We start from the raw sequence: 18,373 nt of genomic DNA, 5'->3' as shown, positions 1-18,373 counted from the left end.
TGCGGTTTTAATAATCCAAGATTAGTAGGTACCAAATAATTTATATGGATAGTTAAGTTAAGGTGGAATACATATAAATAATAGAGGCTAAGTCCACTTAATCCTCTAGATATTCAAATAGATCATTCATTGTGCAGCTAAAAAATTTGCACAGTTTGTCTGCTACCGGTAATTCAATACGTACAGCTCTGTCATAGTACATATTGGTGAGAGTATTACGGTTAATTCCCGTTGCATGGACAACATCACTTAATTTTAAGATTTTGCGTTCACCCATAAGGCTGGCTAACTTACATCTAATCATATTATCTTTCAAAGTTTAAAAATAACCTACTGCAGGTTATTTTTATTGCATTAAATTAAATACTTTGGTAAATTATGACCTGCAGCAGGTTATATTTACCTATAACAAGTATTTTTGCCTATCTAAATAAAATTATATCTTGTAAATTAGAGGAATAGTAACCTGCAACACAATAAATTGGTGCAGGAGTTTTTATATGTTTACTTCGGATGAGTTATGGGTAAGCCGTAAAGCTAAGCTTATGGGCTATAAGTTGATTAAACAATTAAATGTAGGAATGGGATTTGGGATTGCTAATTATTTAGATGTGAACCATTGCTATAACAATCATGAAGCAGTTTTGGTTTGGTTAGAACACTTTTTAACAGAGAATCCTGAAGTGAATAATATTGATTTAGTGAAAGTTGAATTTCTTAAATACTTTCCTGAATCCTCCTATGTATTAGCCTAAGCAATTCTTAGGCTATTTTATAACCTATAATTTAAATCATTATCTTTGGAATAATTTTGTTCCTTGTCTTTCATTCGAGAATCAATTTTTTGATTCTCATAAAATTTCTCTGCTCGTTCTTCTGCTAAAGGTATGCCTAGATCCCTTTCTTCTAAACTAAGTTCTAAAGGAGACGGGGTAGGGGGGACACTTTTTTGAATGAATACTTGTTCTAATTCTTCTTCAAGTACAATTGGAATATTATATTCTGTAGCTAATCCTTTTACCTGGTCTTTAAATGTTTCACTGCCGTAGACCTGCACCGTACCATATTTCTCTTTTGCTAGAAGTAAAGCATCAAGAATGTGATTATTCTTTTCACTTACAACAGCAATATATGAAGCATCTTTTGCTTCAATGAATGCAGTCTCGTGCTGATCTAGATAAAATTTATGTCCAAACTTATATTCTATGACATATTTTTTCCTAGAGGAAAACATCATTTTAGACTGCTGAGAAGGTATAGAAGTTTTTTTTGAAGATGCTAAGGTATTCAAGCGTTCTACTTCTTGTTTTTTCTGAAATTTGAGTCTTCGACTGTGTTCAAAGTATTGCAGCATTTGTTCAAACTCCGATTCAGCTAAATTTTCAGGAAGTCTGATTGTTCTCTTCTTTTCAGCCTTAGGCACAAGCTCTAATTCTAGTGTTGAAGATGAAGATGTAGGCTGTGAATTGTACTTCTGTTCTTTTGGTTGCTTGAGTGGAGAAATTTGTAGACTGAAATATAGTTGCCAACAATATTCAATATCAGATGAATTGAAATATTGCTTATTCAGTTCTTTGGGCTGAGTATAAATCAGTTTTTGAATCCTAAGTTTTAAGGTCTTTAGATCATCTTCTTTAAGATCAGGCAATTTCTTTTGATTAATACAACTTTCTAATGTTGATTGAAGTAACACCATTGGTATACCGCAACAATTTAAGAGCAAACAAGTTTTAATAATGGCAGTACTTTGAGGTGCGTGGGTAGTTTTAAATCTTTTAAATAGTTCAGTAAAGCAAGATTCGATATTGTTTTGAGACAAACGTTCAAAACTTGGTAAAGCCCTTTCTTTATTTACATCCTTGATATTTTGGGCTCTATGTTGCAAAGCTATATGGAACAAGTCTTTAAATTCTGACGAGCCTCTGAGAGTTCCTTTCTGATTAGGATCCAGTACTTTGATACATTGTTGCAGCCGGGCGAGAGAATAGTTGCTAAAGACGAGGATCCCATATTGATTTTGAATGGCAATAGGTTCATGCGGTTGATGCCAATCGAAAATGATTCTTGCTGTTTTGATCTTTGGATTATCTTGGCAAATAAAATTTTTAGATTGACGTTGGTCAAATAAAAATTGTTGTTGCATAAGCAAGTAATGTGAAGGTGGGAAAAATTTTAAAAAATCTGCATAAGATGTGATTTTCGATGAATCAAAACTTGTGGAAAATGGAAAGCATTTTTTCAGCGTTTGAGATGTATTTTCACTTAGGTTTTTATGTTGAGCGTTATATTTTTTTCTTTGTGATGCTCTCGAATTAATTTGATCCGCGTGATGATGATAATGTAGTAATGTAAAAATGGCATCAGATGATTGCTCTGGAAATTTTTGTTGTAAGTCTTTTAAAAAATGCTGTTTATCATGCTTATAATTTTCATTTTTAAACGAAATTTTTTGATATTCATCTTTACGATTTTTACTAATTGAATCCTTTTCTACTTTTAATTTTAAATAAACGTCATGGAGATCTTTAACTAGAAAATCTTCATTTTTGAACAAATGATAAGAATGTAGTGTCGTTTTTGCTGATTGGACGTGCTGAATATTATCGCTTAACTTGATCAGAGGAATTATTTTGTGATCGACATCATGATGAGTAAAATCCCCCCATCGTTTTTCTAAGTTTTTCAGAGTGACTTGTTTATTACAAAATAATGAGGCTTTAAAGGTGAGTGTTTGCTTTTCACTTGTCTGAATTTTAAAAATACTACCATTACGTTTTTTTTCATACAAAATTCCAATTTCGGCTAATCGCTGGTGCCAGTCTTTCCAGTTTTTAGCGCTGTTCATTACCTGCTGGATATTATTTTCAATATAGTGTTGATAGTTTATTCCTACCGCAATTTCACTGCTCATTCGACTTTTTTGTTGATGTCGATGTTCTTGATCTCGAATTTTCGAATAAATTTTTTCAGCATCAGGCTGAGGTACATAATCTGGATTTTTATCACACTGTCTAGTTTCATGGTTATAAATGAAAACTGGATTAGGTTCCGGCTCCCAGCCCTGTTTTGCTTCAATTTCTGCAGTAGCTCGATGGACTGCATTCAAAATCCACCCCATACCAAGATCAATGACTTTATTTTCATGGTGTTCATTTTTTTTGAACGGATGAACTTTATTGACGATTAAATGAAAGTGCACATTGTCTGTATCCAGATGCATTGCATATTGCATTTGCAACTCTTCTGCACCCAGATGTTTTGCTAAAATATCGATCTGTTCTTCAAGTTGTTCAACAGTTGGAACTTCAAATTTTTTAAAACTTCCGACCATATGTACGATTGGGTCAATCACACGAGAGTTCAAACTGGCCGTTTGTGACATTTCAATTTTTTGATATTTCAATACGATTGGGTCAATCACATGAGAGTTTGAACTGATAGTTTTCGACGTTTCAGTTTTTTGATAGATAGCAACCTCTAAAAAGTTTCTCGAGTTTGAATAGACACATTTTTCAGAGAGTAAACCTTCATCAAAACCAGGATGAAGCTGATTAATATACTCTGGTAGATAATTAATACGCGTTTGCTTCGGATGCTGAATATAATCAGATAATCCAGTCACGCGTTCATCAATTGATGAGTCAATCGGGTTGGGAATGACTTTAATAATCATATCTTATCCAACCTATCATTGAGTTTACGTACAGTCATTTTGATCTCAGTGATGAGCTGTTTTATTTCCTCTAATTCACAAAGAATGAGTTGTGTATCTTTGAGTTTTTCCAAAAGTTTTGTCAGTAAAATTCCGGTAACTCTTACATCATGAATTTCCTGTTTTTCTAATAAAATGATTTGAGATTCATTAAAAATTTTCTTGCGTAAATAATCTGCTTGATTCATGTGTAGGACTTCACAGGAAGCTGTAATCTGCCGATACTCATCTTCTGTGAGCCGAATAATAATTTGTTTGTTTCTTAAAGCCTTTTTCATTTTTTTCTACTATATACAAATTGAGACCGAGCGAAGCGAGCTCGATATTTGTGAAATGGACGATGTGATATACATCGTCCCATCCTGTACTTTTTTCGGCTCATTGGATGTAATGAATATAATGAAAATCATGCTTGTTTTTTCTTTTTGTTCTTAGCGCAAAAGATGACTTTTTTCAGTAAATTAAAAATCAAAAAAGGGTCATGTTTTGCCATTTCTGTCCAGTGATATATTCAGAATAATTGGCTTGTACATTTATTCCTAAGGAAGAAATATGATGCAAGATCAGAATAGTTTAAAATTCGATAGTGAAAATCCAGATAATACAAATTCTGCATTCTCAACAGAAAATTCTCTTGAAGTTGTAACAGCAAAAGAAGAAAAGCCTTCAAGATATGTAGCGAAGAACCAAAAAATATATAGCATTAATGATGCTAAAAATTTTGAAGATATTCTTCGCCGCCATCTAGTCAAAGTGAATGAAAAAACACTTACGCGAAATGAATTGCTTTCTCAACATAAGGAAACTTTACTTCAACTTTTTAATGGGGGAGTAACAGTAGATGAAATCCTGACTTTTCTACAAGAAAACAATTTCACAGGCATTACTGCTGAAAACTTACAAGAAATTTTAAAAAAGAAAAAATAATTAGGGGGTGGAATAAGATCAGGATTACTAAGTATTCATGAGTTTATTTTACACAAAGCAATTGGTCCCATTGAAAATAGTTTTGGCTCAGTTGATCACGAGACATATTCCAGCTTCTATTCGGTAACATACTTGCACCCATGGCAAGCTTGGTTTTTCCAAACTTATGATGGATTTCTTCAAGTGAATCCATCAAGTTATTGTCTGCGGTTATTTGTTTCATGTCAGTGAACAGGTCATAAATATGGCTAGATTTAGGCTCTAGACAAGTCAATATTACGCCACACTTTTTAAAACCTACATCTTTCTGATATAAATCATCTATCATTTTTATGGCAATCTTACACAGCGTTAATACGTTATCCGTAGGTTTTGGCAAAGTAAGTGCTGCAGACTTGCTGTAATAGGGTCTATGCGTATCAAATGGATTGGATTGTACGAAACCAATCATGTAACCACATAACATATTCTCTCCTCTTAAGCGAGCTACTGCATCTTGAACATAGAGACTCATAGCCTCTTTAAGATCATCAATATGATAAATCCTTTGGCCAAATGAACGACTTGCGACAATCTGCTTTCGAGGGGCTTGAGTATGTTCTAACTCGATACAAGAGACACCATGTAATTCAAGTAATGTTCTATGCATAACAATGGAAAATTGATCCCTAATCATGAAAGAAGAGGCCATCACGAAATCCAGCACGGAATAAATATTAAGACTATTTAGTTTCTTTGTATGTTTCCTACCTACGCCCCAAATTTCACCTACCTCTATCGTTTCATATAAGCTTTCTATAGCACAAAAATCCATAGCAACCAGATTGCACACACCATTGAAGTAGGTGTTATTTTTTGCAATGTGATTTGCCATTTTGGCTTCAGTTTTAGTCCTACCTAAGCCAATACATACTGGTAAACCGAGCCAGGTAAAAATACGCTGACGAATCGTCTGTGCATAATCAGTCAAATCATACTTCTTGGTATAAGCAGTCAAGTCCAAGAAGCATTCATCAATCGAATAGACCTCTTGTTCTTCAGGAGTTACAAACTTAGACAGGACCTTCATGAATCTGCGAGACATTTCTGCATATAAAGCATAGTTACTTGAGAGTACCTGGACCTTATGCTGCTCTACAATGTCCTTAATTTGAAAGAGGGGCACTCCCATCTTGATACCTAAATCTTTGGCTTCCTGGGAGCGTGCCACAGCACAGCCATCATTGTTAGAGAGGACAATTACAGGTTTGTTATTTAGACCTGGATTAAAGATACGTTCACAACTGACATAACAGTTGTTGATATCTACCAAAGCAAATATCTTGTTGGTATATGCCATATGATGAAACCAAGAGAGTAGTTACTTACGTTTCCTGAATGGTTTGATGACATAAGTCACTACACCCCAAATCACCATCTCCTGGCCATCTCTAAGATGTATATCAGAGCAATCAGAATTCTCAGCTTTAAGCCAGCGATAGTCACCTTCAATCATCAAGCGCTTAACAGTAAAGTCATTGTCGATCAGAGCGATAACGATATCTTCATGTTTGGCTTCAAGGCTACGATCAACCACAAGTTCATCATCAATTTCGATACCTGCATCTCTCATGGAAAGAGAGGCCACTTTTACAATGAACGTCGTAGCCTCATTGCTAATGAGGTGTTCATTCATATCTAATGTCTTGTCTACATAATCCTGAGCAGGGGAAGGGAAACCAGCAGCAATCTTCTCGGCTGCTAAAGGAATTTGCATGTAAGTGGATGGCTGTACAGGAGTGATTAAAGCGACATCATTAAAGCATTGGCTATCTGCTTTGTTCAGATAATCTTTAATCTCTACGACCTTGGATAAAGGTACTCTTACAGTTTTGGTAGGTTCATTGTATTTCTGTTTTCTACCTGCACCTTCTCTGATTCCCCCACGCTTGTTGTTCATAACTCATCCATTATTTGATTTTGTGACGTAATCAGATGGTAAACTTTTCTTCCTTCGAAAAACAATAGAATCTGGATAAACGGTTAATATAAAAAGTATAAATTTAAGGATACTTCTAATTCTATAGATCTAATTTTTTTATCAGTGAATTGCATACAAAGTGGCTCTGGATGAACATTAGATGAATTTAGACCCTGTAATAAAACAGCTTCTGATAGAAACTTAGAAATTTTCAAATGATATGTATTTATGATTTATATAATCCTTTTTTATACTTCTACTGGATCTGGGCCTAGAGATGAAAGGGAGAGGTGCTCAAGATAATAGCCTGCTATTTTAGGACTTCTCTAACAATATTATCTGATAACTATACTTATTTTTGTTCACAAGTAATTCTTGGTATTCTTTAAAAGTCAGTACCTTAACATGGAAAGGCTTCTACGGCCTTAAGTACAGAAAGTAGTCCATTCATACTTTCCATCTGTTCTATAGGAACTCCTCCAGTTAATGAATTAGGGGAATTGAGAAAATGATGCATCCATTTAATATCACCACCATTCAGGCTATAAACAGCTCTGTAAATCCGAATTACAATTAGTGCTATTTCCCCTTGTTGAGAATTCGGATCTAAGGTTTGTAATTCAGAAAATTCACCATCAATCCCTTCAAGATGCAGAATTCTTAAAAATTGCTCTGGCTTTAGTCCAAGCTGTTCAGCAGCTTTCCAGGATGCTTTAGCCAAAAGTCTAGACCTATCTATTTGTTGTGAATGTGGACTCATGATCATGTCCTTATATAAAAACCGTTCTTTTTACATTACATTAAAATTAGGAACGCGGCCTAAATTTTATTCAATTAACCAGTTTTGATTACTCCCCAATAGACACACCTGGATGGCTAATTAAATAAGAATATTAATATGATGAGGAATATATAAAGCCTAGATGCTATATACAGGCTTTATGAAGGGCACTGTTGCAAATAGGCTGACATGATAAGCTAAATATCTTATTTATTTCGAGATACAGCAGATGAATCCCTTCCATGGTCGGCACTTTCAAGGTGAAATCATTCTTTGGGCTGTTCGTTGGTATTGTAAATATGGCATCAGCTATCGTGAACTTCAAGAAATGCTCGCTGAACGGGGTGTGAATGTTGACCACACCACAATTTATCGTTGGGTTCAGCGTTATGCTCCAGAAATGGAAAAACGCTTACGCTGGTATTGGCGTAATCCTACAGATTTACATTCATGGCATATGGATGAGACTTATATCAAAGTGAAGGGGCGATGGACTTACCTGTATCGTGCAGTTGATCAACGTGGTCATACGATTGACTTTTACTTTTCCGCTAGACGGAACAGTAAATCAGCCTATTGTTTTTTAGGAAAAATCTTCAATACGGTGAAAAAATGGCAAATTCCACGGGTCATCAATACAGATAAAGCAGCGACCTATGACCATGCTTTATCACGGTTAAAGCGAGAAGGAAAATGTCCAGTAGATATTGAGCACAGGCAGATCAAGTATAAAAATAATGTCATTGAATGTGATCATGGTAAGTTAAAGAGAATCATCAGGGCCACATTAGGATTCAAATCTATGAAGACGGCTTATGCCACAATTAAAGGTATTGAAGTCATGCGTGCACTACGTAAAGGACAAGCATCGTCATTTTATTATGGTCAGCCTCAAGGTGAAGTGTGTCTAATCAACAGGGTTTTCGGTCTCTAAGCACTTTTAAAAAGGAACTTCATCGACTCAAATCTCTATTTGCAACAGTGCCTACAGGAAAATGGTAAGGTTTATCAGCCTAGTCATCTGTCCATTATGTAGAAAGAGCAGCACTTTAATGTTTATGCTGTTCCAATGTATTACATTCCGTACTTTCTATTTGTAACGTAATTTCAGTAATACTATGATTATGTTTTAGAACGTCTAAGGCCTTTTGATAGAGCTGATCTGGATCGCTATTAGGAGCAACTAAATGAGCAGTTAAATGAATGTTTTTTGAAGATATAGCCCAGACTTTCAACTGATGAATCCCTTCAACACCCTCTAGCATCAATAAATCATTTCTTAACGACTCAATATCAATCTCATCAGGAACCCCTTCAAGCAAAATATGGATACTTTGTTTTAATAAAACCCAAGTTCGAGGTAAGACCCAGAAGCCAATTAACACAGCGATTAAGGTATCTACCCACATCCACTGGGTAAAATAAATGACCACTCCTCCGATAATCACGCCTATCGATCCCAGTGCATCACTAAGAACTTCTAAATATGCGCCTTTCACATTTAGACTTCCTTCAGCACTCGCAGAAAGGATTTTCATTGAAATCAAATTTATGACCAAACCAATGACTGCGACAATCATCATTCCAATACTTTGAATTTCAGCAGGATTCGTAAAACGTTGGTAAGCTTCATAGACGATATATATCGCCACTACAAAAAGCATCACTGCATTAAACAGAGCCGCTAAAATTTCGAATCGCTGATAGCCAAAAGTTCTTTTATCATCTGCGGCTTTTTTACCAATTTTGATAGCAGCAAGAGCAATAGCTAATGCGGCTACATCAGTAAACATGTGAGCGGCATCAGACAGTAATGCTAAACTTTGGGTAATAAAAGCAGCGACAACTTCTACTATTAAAAAAGTAGTCGTTAAACCCAAAGCAAACATTAATTTCTTACTATTTCCTTCAGTAACAACCGCATGGCTATGATCATGATGTTCTGACATAAAATTTTCCTTATTCAATCCATGATTAGCAGAGATACTTGAGACAGGCTCAATATCTCTGCTAAAAATTGCTTAATCTAATGGATTAAGAAGCTTTCTTTTCATTCATCCAGCGGTACAGTACGGGCAATAAAACCAATGTAAGCAGGGTAGAGGAGATAATTCCTCCAATAACCACTGTTGCTAAAGGTCTCTGTACTTCTGCCCCAGTTCCGGTTGCCAAAGCCATCGGGACAAACCCAAGGGACGCCACACAAGCTGTCATCAGCACAGGTCTAAGACGCAAAATTGCACCCTGCCACGTTGCATAATAAAGGTCATATTGTTGTCGCAACTCTTTGATAAAGGTAAGCATGACTAAGCCATTCAGTACAGCCACCCCCGATAGTGCAATGAAGCCAACCCCTGCTGACATGGATAATGGAATGTCACGCAACCACAACGCGATTAAGCCTCCACATAAGGCAAACGGTACACCACTAAAGACCAGTAAGCTTTCTTTGATATTATGGAATACAGCCATCAATAAAATAAAGATCGTCAACAATGCGAGCGGAACCACCAATTGCATACGCGCTTTTGCAGACATCAGATTTTGAAATTGACCGCCATAATCTATCCAATAACCGCTTGGTAATTCCTGTTTGGATAACGTGCTCTGAAGCTCTGTTACGAATGAGCCTAAATCACGTCCTTCTACATTTGCAGTAATAACCACTCGACGTTTACCATTTTCACGGCTGACCTGATTAATACCCAGGATATTTTCAACGCGTGCCACATCTTGCAGTTGGACTAAACCACCATTCGGCAATTGAATAGGAAGTACCGCTAACTGTTCAGGACTACGCTGGGATTCATCTAGACGGATGACAAAATCAAAACGCTTGTCTCCCTGTAAAATTGTTCCAACATTCTGGCCACCGACACTTGTAGCTACCAGATCCTGAATTGCTCTTACCGACAAGCCATATTGTGCAGCTCTGGACTTATCCACCTCTACATTCAACAAGGGTAAGCCACTGGTCTGTTCTACATTAACGGCTGTCGCGCCTGAAATTGAGTTAATTTTTTGAGAAATTTTATTCGCTTCGCGATTTAGAATCTCCATGTCATCACCAAATAATTTGACACCCACATCACTTCGCACCCCTGAAATTAACTCGTTAAAGCGCAGTTCAATGGGTTGCGAGAACTCACTGTTATTTCCCGGCAATGTCGCTAAGAAAGTAATCATTCTTTGGCGAAGCTCATCAATCGTTTGTTTTGGATCAGGCCATTCATCATGAGGTTTTAACAGTACCACGCCATCTGAAATGTTGGGTGGCATAACATCTGTGGCCACTTCTGCTGTACCGGTACGGGCAAAGATCGCTTTAATTTCAGGAAATTCTTTCAACAGTAACTTTTCAGTATTTTCCTGCATTCTCAGTGACTGTTCTAACCCTGTACTTGGGGAACGCATTTGCTGAACAGCAAAATCACCTTCACCCAGTTGAGGTGCAAACTCGCTACCTGTTTGAGTGGCTAGCACGCCCGTAAGCACTAAAATACAGGCAGCCACAATAGTCACAAATAAACGAAGCTCATAGGCTTTATCTAAAAGCAGTTCATATTTGGTTTTAAGCCAATGCATCCAGCGACTTTCGGTTTCCTTGACTTCTCCAGTGACAAATAGGGCAACTGCGGCTGGCACAAAAGTGACAGATAAAATCATGGCCCCAATTAAAGCCAGTACAACAGTCATTGCCATAGGATGGAAAAGTTTGGCTTCTACACCCGTCAGGGTAAAGATAGGTAGATAAACCACCAAAATAATTAACTGTCCAAAAATCAGAGGACGACGCGCCTGTTTTGCAGCCAAGAAGACTTCTTTAAATCTTTCAGAACGGCTAAGTAAACCACCTTTCAGCTTCTGAGCTTCTGCTAGCCGACGGATACAGTTTTCTACAATAACCACTGCACCATCAATAATAATACCGAAGTCCAGTGCCCCTAAACTCATCAGATTTGCACTAATCTTCTGCTCTGCCATTCCCGTCAAGGTAAACAGCATTGACAGTGGAATAACGCAAGCCGTGATCAGCGCAGCACGGAAATTACCTAGAAAGAGAAATAAAATAACAATGACGAGGATTGCACCCTCAATCAAATTTTTCTGAACGGTTTTGATCGCCCGATCAACCAAATGCGTACGGTCATACACAGTCTCAATCACCACACCTTTAGGTAGCGATTGCTGGATCGATTGCACCTTTTCATCAATGGCTTGAGCAACGGTACGGCTATTTTCTCCCATCATCATCATGGCAATACCCAATACAGTTTCTTCACCATTATAGGTTGCAGCCCCTGTTCTTAAGTCATGACCAATTGAGACATTGGCGACATCTGCCACCCGAATCGGATAGCCGTTTTTATTGGCAATACTGATGTTCTGGATATCTTCAATCGTGTTTAAAGTGCCGGGAACACGAACCGTTAGCTGTTGTCCATTTTTCTCAATATAGCCAGCACCACGGTTTTCATTATTCTCTGTTAAGGCAGTTTGTAAATCAGACAAAGGAATTTGCAATTGTTGCAATCGGTTCAGATCAGGGGCAACCACATAGGTTTTATTAAAGCCACCGATACTGTTGATCTCAGCAACGCCTTTTACGCGCTGTAATTGCGGTCTTACAATCCAATCCTGAATTTCACGTAAATCCATCGCCGAATAAGGGGTTCCATCCGGCTTTTTAGCATTTGGTTCGGCTTTAATCACCCATTGATAGATTTCACCTAAACCTGTCGAAATAGGCGACATGTTAGGTTGCACATCTTCAGGCATTTCTCCCATTGCTTCTTGCAAGCGCTGGTTGATAAGCTGTCTGGCCCAGTAAATATCCGTGCCATCTTCAAAAATGATGGTCACTTGCGATAAGCCGTAGCGTGAAATCGAACGGGTTTGTTCCATTTTCGGCATGCCTGACATGGCATTCTCAATGGGATAGGTAATCCGCTGTTCCATTTCCAAAGCCGTAAAGCCATTGGCTGAAGTGTTAATCTGCACCTGAGTATTGGTAATATCCGGTACAGCATCAATCGGTAACTTTTGATAACTATAAATACCAATAGCAATCCAGGCTGCAATAAACAGCATAATCCAAATGGCGTTATGGATAGAAAACTGGATCAGCCGATCAAACAGCCCTTCAGGTTTTACCGATTCGTGGTCTGGAATGTGAGGGCTTTTAGTGCTCATGTGAAGCCTCTCCTTTTTCCATCTCAGATTTCAGTAAGAAACTGCCTTGAGCTGCATATTTTTGTCCCTGATTAAGCCCATTTACCACTTCAATCCACTGGCTATCCCCAGACGATTGCCCTAATTTCACCGGTTGCGGACTGAATTCAACTTTCTGTCCATGCTGAGTGGCTACAAAAACCACATCTTTTCCATCGACATTCTGAACTGCGGACTTAAGTACCCGTAATGCGGTACTTTCACTGCGTTGTTGCAACTGTACGTTTACCATCAAGTTTGGACGTAATTCGGTTGCATTCGATTCAACTTTTGCTCGCACCTGAAGACGGCCTGTTTGAATATCCGCTTCAGTATTTAAAGTCTGAATAACAGCCTGATAGACCTTTTCCGTTTGCAAGGATTTAAATTCGATCTTTTGATTCGGGGCTAAGCCCATAATTTCAGAATTTGGAACAATAAACTCAAGCCAGAGTTGATCTAACCGGTCTATCGTAAAGAGTTGATCGGCTAACTGAACATTTTCCCCGAGAACCAAATCCTTTTTACTGATCACGCCAGAAATGGGAGCTTTCAAAATATAGCGTCCGTTACTGGCATTCACTGCACCAAATGCACTTAAACGTGATTGGGCCGCTTGAACCTGAATTTGTGCCCGTTTATAGCTGTTATAAGCACGTTGATAGTCCTGTTTTGCTGAAATGCCCTGTGACCAAAGCTGACGCTCACGATCATAGTCTTGTTTCGCCAGTTCAAGGTTGGTTTGTTCAATTTTAAGATTGGCCTGCTGATCAACTAGATCAGGAACAAGCAACGCAGCCAAAGGCTGTCCTTTCTGAACTTTTTGACCGAGTTCTACATAGACATTTTCTACATGACCACTAAAACTCGGTGAGACGTGCGCTTGCTGGTCAGTATTCACATTCAGTTTGGCAGGATAAGAACTTAATTTAACCACCGGGCCTTGATCGACCGCTGATAATTGTATGCCCTGTTCCACCAGTTGCTTGGCAGTCAGGCTCACACCTTCTGCATGCTCTTCGGTTTCACCACCATGTTCTTCTCCCCCTTCTTCCTCGGCATGTTCATCTGATGTTTCAGATTTATTCTTACCCGTTAAGATCAAGAAAATACTGAGGAGTACGGTAGCGCCGATGACCAAACTAATCAGTAGGGGTTGAGAGATTTTTCCGCTCTGTTTTTTTAAGCTGTTTTTAAGATCGAACATGTTAATTTCCCCCACCAATGACAGGCATGGCCTGTATGTCTTGCCATAAATTTTGATTGATTTGTGCAATAGCATCTTTCGACATGACTTCACTTGGGCTAATGCCTAAGCTTAAACTTTCTGCTTCGATGGCCTTTTGCCAGCCCTCCCGTAACAACTGGACTTTACGTAGACGGATGTCTTGTAATTGAAGCGTGGCTTGCTGAACATCGGTTAAAGCAAACTTTCCTGCCAGAAAACCTTGTAAAGTTTTACTTTGAACTTGAGTCGCCAAAGGAATTTGAGTCTCGTCAACGACTTTGAATTGAAGCTCTAAACCCTGCAACTCGGTTAAGATCGTGCCTATTTGCAGCGCATTTTGCTTTAGATAAAAGTCTTTCTGACGCTCTAATAAGTTCATTTTTTCTTGCGCGATTTTTATGCCATTTTGCTGACGATCGAAAATATTAAGCGGTACACTGACTCCGACTACTAATTGATTTTGTGTGGAGTTTTCCAAGGATTGGGTGCGGTTGACACCTAGGTTTAAAGTGGGGTTAGGACGTGCCTTTGCCCTTAGTTGATCAACCGTTGCTTGAGACTCTAATACCAGTAAAGCTCGATATTTCTCAACGTAGTTTTCCGCTAAATATTCTTGAACCTGCTGATGAGTCGATTTTGGCCAGAGCTTTTGTGAAGAGAGGTTTACCTGCAATGACTTATCAGAGGTTCCCCATAAATTTGATAATTGTTGGGTGGCCACTTGGACTTGTAAGTCGGCCTGTCTAAAAAGACGGATATTTTCAGCATGACTTAAACGTGCGCGATTCACATCTACTTGCGCGATACCGCCCGCAGTAAAGCGCTTCTCGATCGCTTTAAGGTTTTCTTCGCTCACCCGAAGTTGTTCATTGACAATGTTTCTTTCAAGTTCGGCAATGGCCAGTTGTGACCATACATATTTCACTGCAAGCTCAATTTGCGCTTGATAAATCTTCTGCTTCAGTGCTGTTTTATCTGTAGAGAGACTGGCTAATTTTTGGTTTGCTTTTCGCTCACCAAAAATATCCAAGGGTTGTGATATGCCAATGGTAAGCTCTTTTTCATTATTTGAACCAAATCCCGTTTGTTCAACTGACAGTTCAGGATTTTTAAACAGCTTACTTTGCTGAAGATTCGTGGCATTAATGCTGTTTTGCGTTTCCCAGAAATTTTGGGACGCTTGATACTGGTTGACCTGATCAATGGCTTGTCGCAGCGTTAAATCTTGAGGACTGGCGACTACAGAAGTACTCAAGCTGATCATTGCTGATAGCAAGACACCTGTACGGAATGCTGACCAGGATAAATTCAGGATAGAAGTATCCTGATATAATTTGTTTTTTGACATGAAATGCCCCACACATAATGAGATTAGGAGTGGTGGGCTTTTATAAGACTACCCCACCAATAGTAGGGGCAAATCAGGAGGGGGTGTTAATTGATTCAGATAAGGGGATTTATAAAAAGTTCTTCCCAAATAAGATGGTGTAAGGACTGTCTCAAAATGAGTTTTAAGCTTCAAATCATCGGGTGGGTCAATCTGAATCACGATTGTATTTGAGAAATGACTGCACTTTTCGTTAAAACAAACCTTCTGACAATAGTCATAAATTTCTTTATAGTTTTCTAAGGAATAAAGTGCTTGACTAGGACTATCACTCTTTTCGTCTAAATCGATTGGATTAGAGAGTATTGAATTGGGTATGTTTGGCATTTCATGCAGACACGCAGCCTCTGCCACACTCCAAATATTCTGGAATGTGAATAAGAGTACCAATATCTGGATTAGAAATGTTTTTCTCTTCATACACAAATCTGTATTTAAAACACCAATAAGAAGCTGTCCAGATCTATCAAAGATCTGATCACAGAATTTGAGTAACCTTAAACTTTTTGCAGCCTTAAGTAAAGATATACAGAATTTTTGAAAAAAGCATAGGTCTAGATAATCAAGCTAGATTTTTTAGAACTCCACATTGGTCAATTGTACATAAGCCATCACAAGTACCTCTTAAATCAGATAATTGTTCAATAAGCTTTTGTTGCTTGATTATATTTTCTCTGATAGCACTGACATGTAAGTCAATTAATTCATTCACATCTGAACAATTTTTCTTGGGATTATCTTTATAGGTGAGTAATTGACGAATTTCATTCAAACTCATATTTAAAGTTCGGCAATTCAAAATAAACTTAATTCGCTCAACATAGCCTATATCGTAAAGGCGGTAATTTCCTTCTGTTCTTTCGGGTTCCGGAATTAAACCTTCCTTTTCATAAAACCTAATTGTTAATACTGAACATGAGGTTTTTTTAGAGAGTTCACCAATTTTTAAATGCATTGAGTTGGTATTTCCAAAAAATCTTGACTCTATAGTAACTATAGGGATTCTAATATTCAAAGTTTATAAATTTTTTTAATGGGTATAACTATGAGTGGTTGTGGATGTAGTAAAGAAACACCATGCGAAGATAAGAAATCTCAACAAGAAAATCATCCATCAATTGCAGAAGCAAGCAATTCAAAGAATTGTGATAATACGCCTAGCTGTTGTGGTGAAGAGGAAGAAGAAAAATCTTCATCTCCTTGCTGTAACACTTCAAACAGTTGTGAAGATACCGCTCAATCCTGTTGTGGTTCTGATCCCAAAGAAAATTTAAGCACTGAAAACGTTTTAAAAGATTCGCACTACATGAGTGAATACTTAGTTCCCAAAATGGATTGTTCTGCGGAAGAACAGATGGTTCGTATGGCGCTATCTTCAATTGATGGTGTTCAAAAACTCATCTTTGATTTACCTAACCGTTCTTTAAAGGTTCTACATAATCAAAAAGATGAAAATATAACCACCAAACTTGAAGGACTGGGTTTTGGGGCAAAGCTTGTGAAGACTGAAACTTATATAAGCAATCAACAGGCCAAGCAAACAAGTACCTACACCATTCCTAAAATGGATTGCTCTGCTGAAGAGCAAATGGTCCGTATGACTCTTGCAGATCTTGAAGCAGTTAAAGGTCTTACTTTTGATCTTCCCAATCGAAAACTGAAAGTCTTCCATAATGAAGGGATTCAGCAAATTACGGCCAAACTTGAAGGACTGGGTTTTGGGGCGAAACTTGATGAAACACAGCTTTCTTCAGGTGACCTACCCAATGAACCTGATCCTGTAAGACAAGCTAAAGTACTTAAACTGTTATTAGGCATTAATGCTCTACTGTTCTTTATAGAATTCATCAGCGGTATTATTGCTGCTTCTACAGGATTGATTGCTGATTCTCTAGATATGTTTGCCGATGCAGCCGTTTATGGTATTGCGCTATATGCCGTCGGGAAAGCTGCGAAATATCAAGTAAAAGCAGCTCATTTTGCAGGCTGGATTCAGTTATTACTCGCTGTCATCGTGATTGTTGACGTCATTAGACGATTCATGTTTGGAAGCGAGCCAGAATCAACGCTCATGATTGTTATTGGCCTGCTCGCACTTTTAGCTAACGTGACATGCTTATATCTTATTTCTGGTCATCGAGAAGATGGCGCACATATGAAAGCCAGTTGGATTTTCTCAGCGAATGACGTTGTGGTAAATATGGGCGTCATATTTGCCGGTGTACTCGTGGCATGGACGGGATCAGCTTATCCAGACTTAATCATTGGTATACTGGTTTCTTTATTCGTACTTAATGGTGCTCGAAAGATTTTGGCTTTGAAGTAAGGTACAACAAGAGTTATACCGAGCGAACCAATACTAAAAACCCCAGCAGGATGCCGGGGTTTTTTCTTTTCTAAACATCTGGGGTGATTGATTAAATGGTCATCTAAAATCAGTATGATAGTTCAATCTCCCCCCTCGAATAGGCTTTTTCATAGATTTATCACATTCCCTCATTTTCATAAGCTAAACTAAATATAGTCGAAAATTCAATTGAGTTATTCCCCGGCTTTTAAATAGCGGTATACCGCTTGACGACTAATACCGAATGCCTGACCTAATGCCATTTTTGAAGGATATTTCCCTTCCTTCCATGCTTGTCGTAAAGCTTCAGCCTGCTCAGGTTTCAATTTATGTACCCGACCTTTGTACTTCCCTTGAGCTGATGCCAGTTTAATTCCTTCCTTTTGCCGCTCCAGAATAATCTCACGTTCGAACTGTGCAAAAGCACCCATCAGTTGCAGCATCAAATTATCCATCGGAGTGGATTGGGCCGTAAAAGTAATATTTTCTTTTACAAACTGGATGGAGATCCCTCGTTTGACCAGTTTATCTACTTCAGTCACCAAATCTTTTAAGCTTCGCGCAAAACGATCCATGGAATGTACTATCACTTGGTCTCCTTCCCGGACATAATTCAACATTTCTTGAAATTTCGGTCGGTCGGTATTTTTACCTGACGCACGATCAACAAAAATCCGGTCGACTTCAATTCCCTCAAGTTGACGTCCAGTGTTTTGCTCGACAGAACTGACCCGGACATACCCTACTTTTTGGCCTTTCACTTTTTCACGCCCCAATTGAAGAAAAATGAACAATTTCGTAAATTATAAATTTTTAATAC

General features: G+C 38.1%; 17 protein-coding genes. 4 read left to right on the top strand and 13 right to left on the bottom strand.

Annotated features, from left to right (window positions below):
• Positions 1–97 precede the first annotated feature (97 nt).
• Positions 98–304: a helix-turn-helix domain-containing protein gene (locus FSC11_RS15835; RefSeq protein WP_034592763.1), complete on the bottom strand. Its 207-nt coding sequence runs from the start codon at positions 302–304 to the stop codon at positions 98–100.
• A 196-nt stretch (positions 305–500) separates the two neighbouring features.
• Between FSC11_RS15835 and FSC11_RS15830 the strand changes: the two genes are divergently transcribed.
• The gene (locus FSC11_RS15830; protein WP_008306074.1) at positions 501–755 is read left to right on the top strand and encodes a hypothetical protein; all 255 of its coding nucleotides are present in this window, start codon (positions 501–503) and stop codon (positions 753–755) included.
• A 17-nt stretch (positions 756–772) separates the two neighbouring features.
• Here FSC11_RS15830 and FSC11_RS15825 read toward each other — a convergent pair whose 3' ends face one another.
• A complete protein-coding gene (locus FSC11_RS15825) occupies positions 773–3,673 on the bottom strand; it encodes a relaxase/mobilization nuclease domain-containing protein (protein WP_163167889.1) in 2,901 nt (966 codons plus the stop codon).
• Positions 3,670–3,990, bottom strand: coding sequence for a plasmid mobilization protein (locus tag FSC11_RS15820; protein ID WP_163167887.1), 321 nt, complete (start codon positions 3,988–3,990; stop codon positions 3,670–3,672). The genes FSC11_RS15825 and FSC11_RS15820 overlap by 4 nt, the downstream gene beginning before the upstream one ends.
• Before the next feature lie 274 nt (positions 3,991–4,264).
• Between FSC11_RS15820 and FSC11_RS15815 the strand changes: the two genes are divergently transcribed.
• A complete protein-coding gene (locus FSC11_RS15815; protein WP_034592760.1) occupies positions 4,265–4,639 on the top strand; it encodes a hypothetical protein in 375 nt (124 codons plus the stop codon).
• 43 nt (positions 4,640–4,682) lie between these two features.
• Here the strand turns inward: FSC11_RS15815 and FSC11_RS15810 are convergent, their stop codons facing one another.
• From FSC11_RS15810 to FSC11_RS15800, 3 genes are all read right to left on the bottom strand, one after another.
• Positions 4,683–5,978: a Y-family DNA polymerase gene (locus tag FSC11_RS15810; RefSeq protein ID WP_008306070.1), complete on the bottom strand. Its 1,296-nt coding sequence runs from the start codon at positions 5,976–5,978 to the stop codon at positions 4,683–4,685.
• A gap of 21 nt (positions 5,979–5,999) precedes the next feature.
• Positions 6,000–6,578 carry a LexA family protein gene (locus tag FSC11_RS15805; protein ID WP_008306069.1) on the bottom strand — a complete coding sequence of 193 codons (579 nt, stop codon included), beginning with the start codon at positions 6,576–6,578 and terminating at the stop codon, positions 6,000–6,002.
• Positions 6,579–6,999: 421 nt separating this feature from the next.
• A complete protein-coding gene (locus FSC11_RS15800; protein ID WP_008306067.1) occupies positions 7,000–7,359 on the bottom strand; it encodes a hypothetical protein in 360 nt (119 codons plus the stop codon).
• Positions 7,360–7,609: 250 nt separating this feature from the next.
• Here FSC11_RS15800 and FSC11_RS15795 point away from each other — a divergent pair, with 250 nt between their 5' ends.
• Positions 7,610–8,314 carry an IS6-like element IS1008 family transposase gene (locus FSC11_RS15795; protein ID WP_163167885.1) on the top strand — a complete coding sequence of 235 codons (705 nt, stop codon included), beginning with the start codon at positions 7,610–7,612 and terminating at the stop codon, positions 8,312–8,314.
• Positions 8,315–8,429: 115 nt separating this feature from the next.
• On the opposite strand, the gene FSC11_RS15790 is transcribed toward FSC11_RS15795, so the two are convergent.
• The 6 genes from FSC11_RS15790 to cadR form a co-directional block, all read right to left on the bottom strand.
• The gene (locus tag FSC11_RS15790; protein WP_016165559.1) at positions 8,430–9,329 is read right to left on the bottom strand and encodes a cation diffusion facilitator family transporter; all 900 of its coding nucleotides are present in this window, start codon (positions 9,327–9,329) and stop codon (positions 8,430–8,432) included.
• Positions 9,330–9,414: 85 nt separating this feature from the next.
• Positions 9,415–12,573, bottom strand: a complete 3,159-nt coding sequence (locus tag FSC11_RS15785; RefSeq protein ID WP_016165560.1) for an efflux RND transporter permease subunit — start codon at positions 12,571–12,573, stop codon at positions 9,415–9,417.
• Positions 12,563–13,798 carry an efflux RND transporter periplasmic adaptor subunit gene (locus FSC11_RS15780; protein WP_016165561.1) on the bottom strand — a complete coding sequence of 412 codons (1,236 nt, stop codon included), beginning with the start codon at positions 13,796–13,798 and terminating at the stop codon, positions 12,563–12,565. Before FSC11_RS15780 ends, FSC11_RS15785 begins: the two co-directional genes overlap by 11 nt.
• 1 nt (position 13,799) lies before the next feature.
• Positions 13,800–15,167, bottom strand: a complete 1,368-nt coding sequence (locus FSC11_RS15775; RefSeq protein ID WP_163167883.1) for a TolC family protein — start codon at positions 15,165–15,167, stop codon at positions 13,800–13,802.
• Between the two features lie 48 nt (positions 15,168–15,215).
• Complete coding sequence (locus tag FSC11_RS15770) at positions 15,216–15,626, bottom strand: hypothetical protein (RefSeq protein ID WP_025465702.1); 411 nt, start codon at positions 15,624–15,626, stop codon at positions 15,216–15,218.
• Between the two features lie 142 nt (positions 15,627–15,768).
• Positions 15,769–16,161 (bottom strand): Cd(II)/Pb(II)-responsive transcriptional regulator, encoded by a 393-nt coding sequence (gene cadR, locus FSC11_RS15765; protein ID WP_004281856.1) that lies wholly within the window; start codon positions 16,159–16,161, stop codon positions 15,769–15,771.
• A gap of 90 nt (positions 16,162–16,251) precedes the next feature.
• On the opposite strand from cadR, the gene FSC11_RS15760 reads away from it, so the two are divergent.
• Complete coding sequence (locus FSC11_RS15760; protein ID WP_163167881.1) at positions 16,252–17,532, top strand: cation efflux transmembrane domain-containing protein; 1,281 nt, start codon at positions 16,252–16,254, stop codon at positions 17,530–17,532.
• Between the two features lie 215 nt (positions 17,533–17,747).
• On the opposite strand, the gene FSC11_RS15755 is transcribed toward FSC11_RS15760, so the two are convergent.
• Positions 17,748–18,314, bottom strand: coding sequence for a recombinase family protein (locus tag FSC11_RS15755; RefSeq protein ID WP_104470814.1), 567 nt, complete (start codon positions 18,312–18,314; stop codon positions 17,748–17,750).
• Between the last annotated feature and the right edge of the window lie 59 nt (positions 18,315–18,373).

The organism is Acinetobacter schindleri (assembly GCF_010918895.1).
GTDB classification, from domain to species: Bacteria; Pseudomonadota; Gammaproteobacteria; order Pseudomonadales; family Moraxellaceae; genus Acinetobacter; species Acinetobacter schindleri.
Note: the sequence above shows the minus strand (reverse complement) of the source record. Positions and strands in the feature narration are given on the sequence as shown.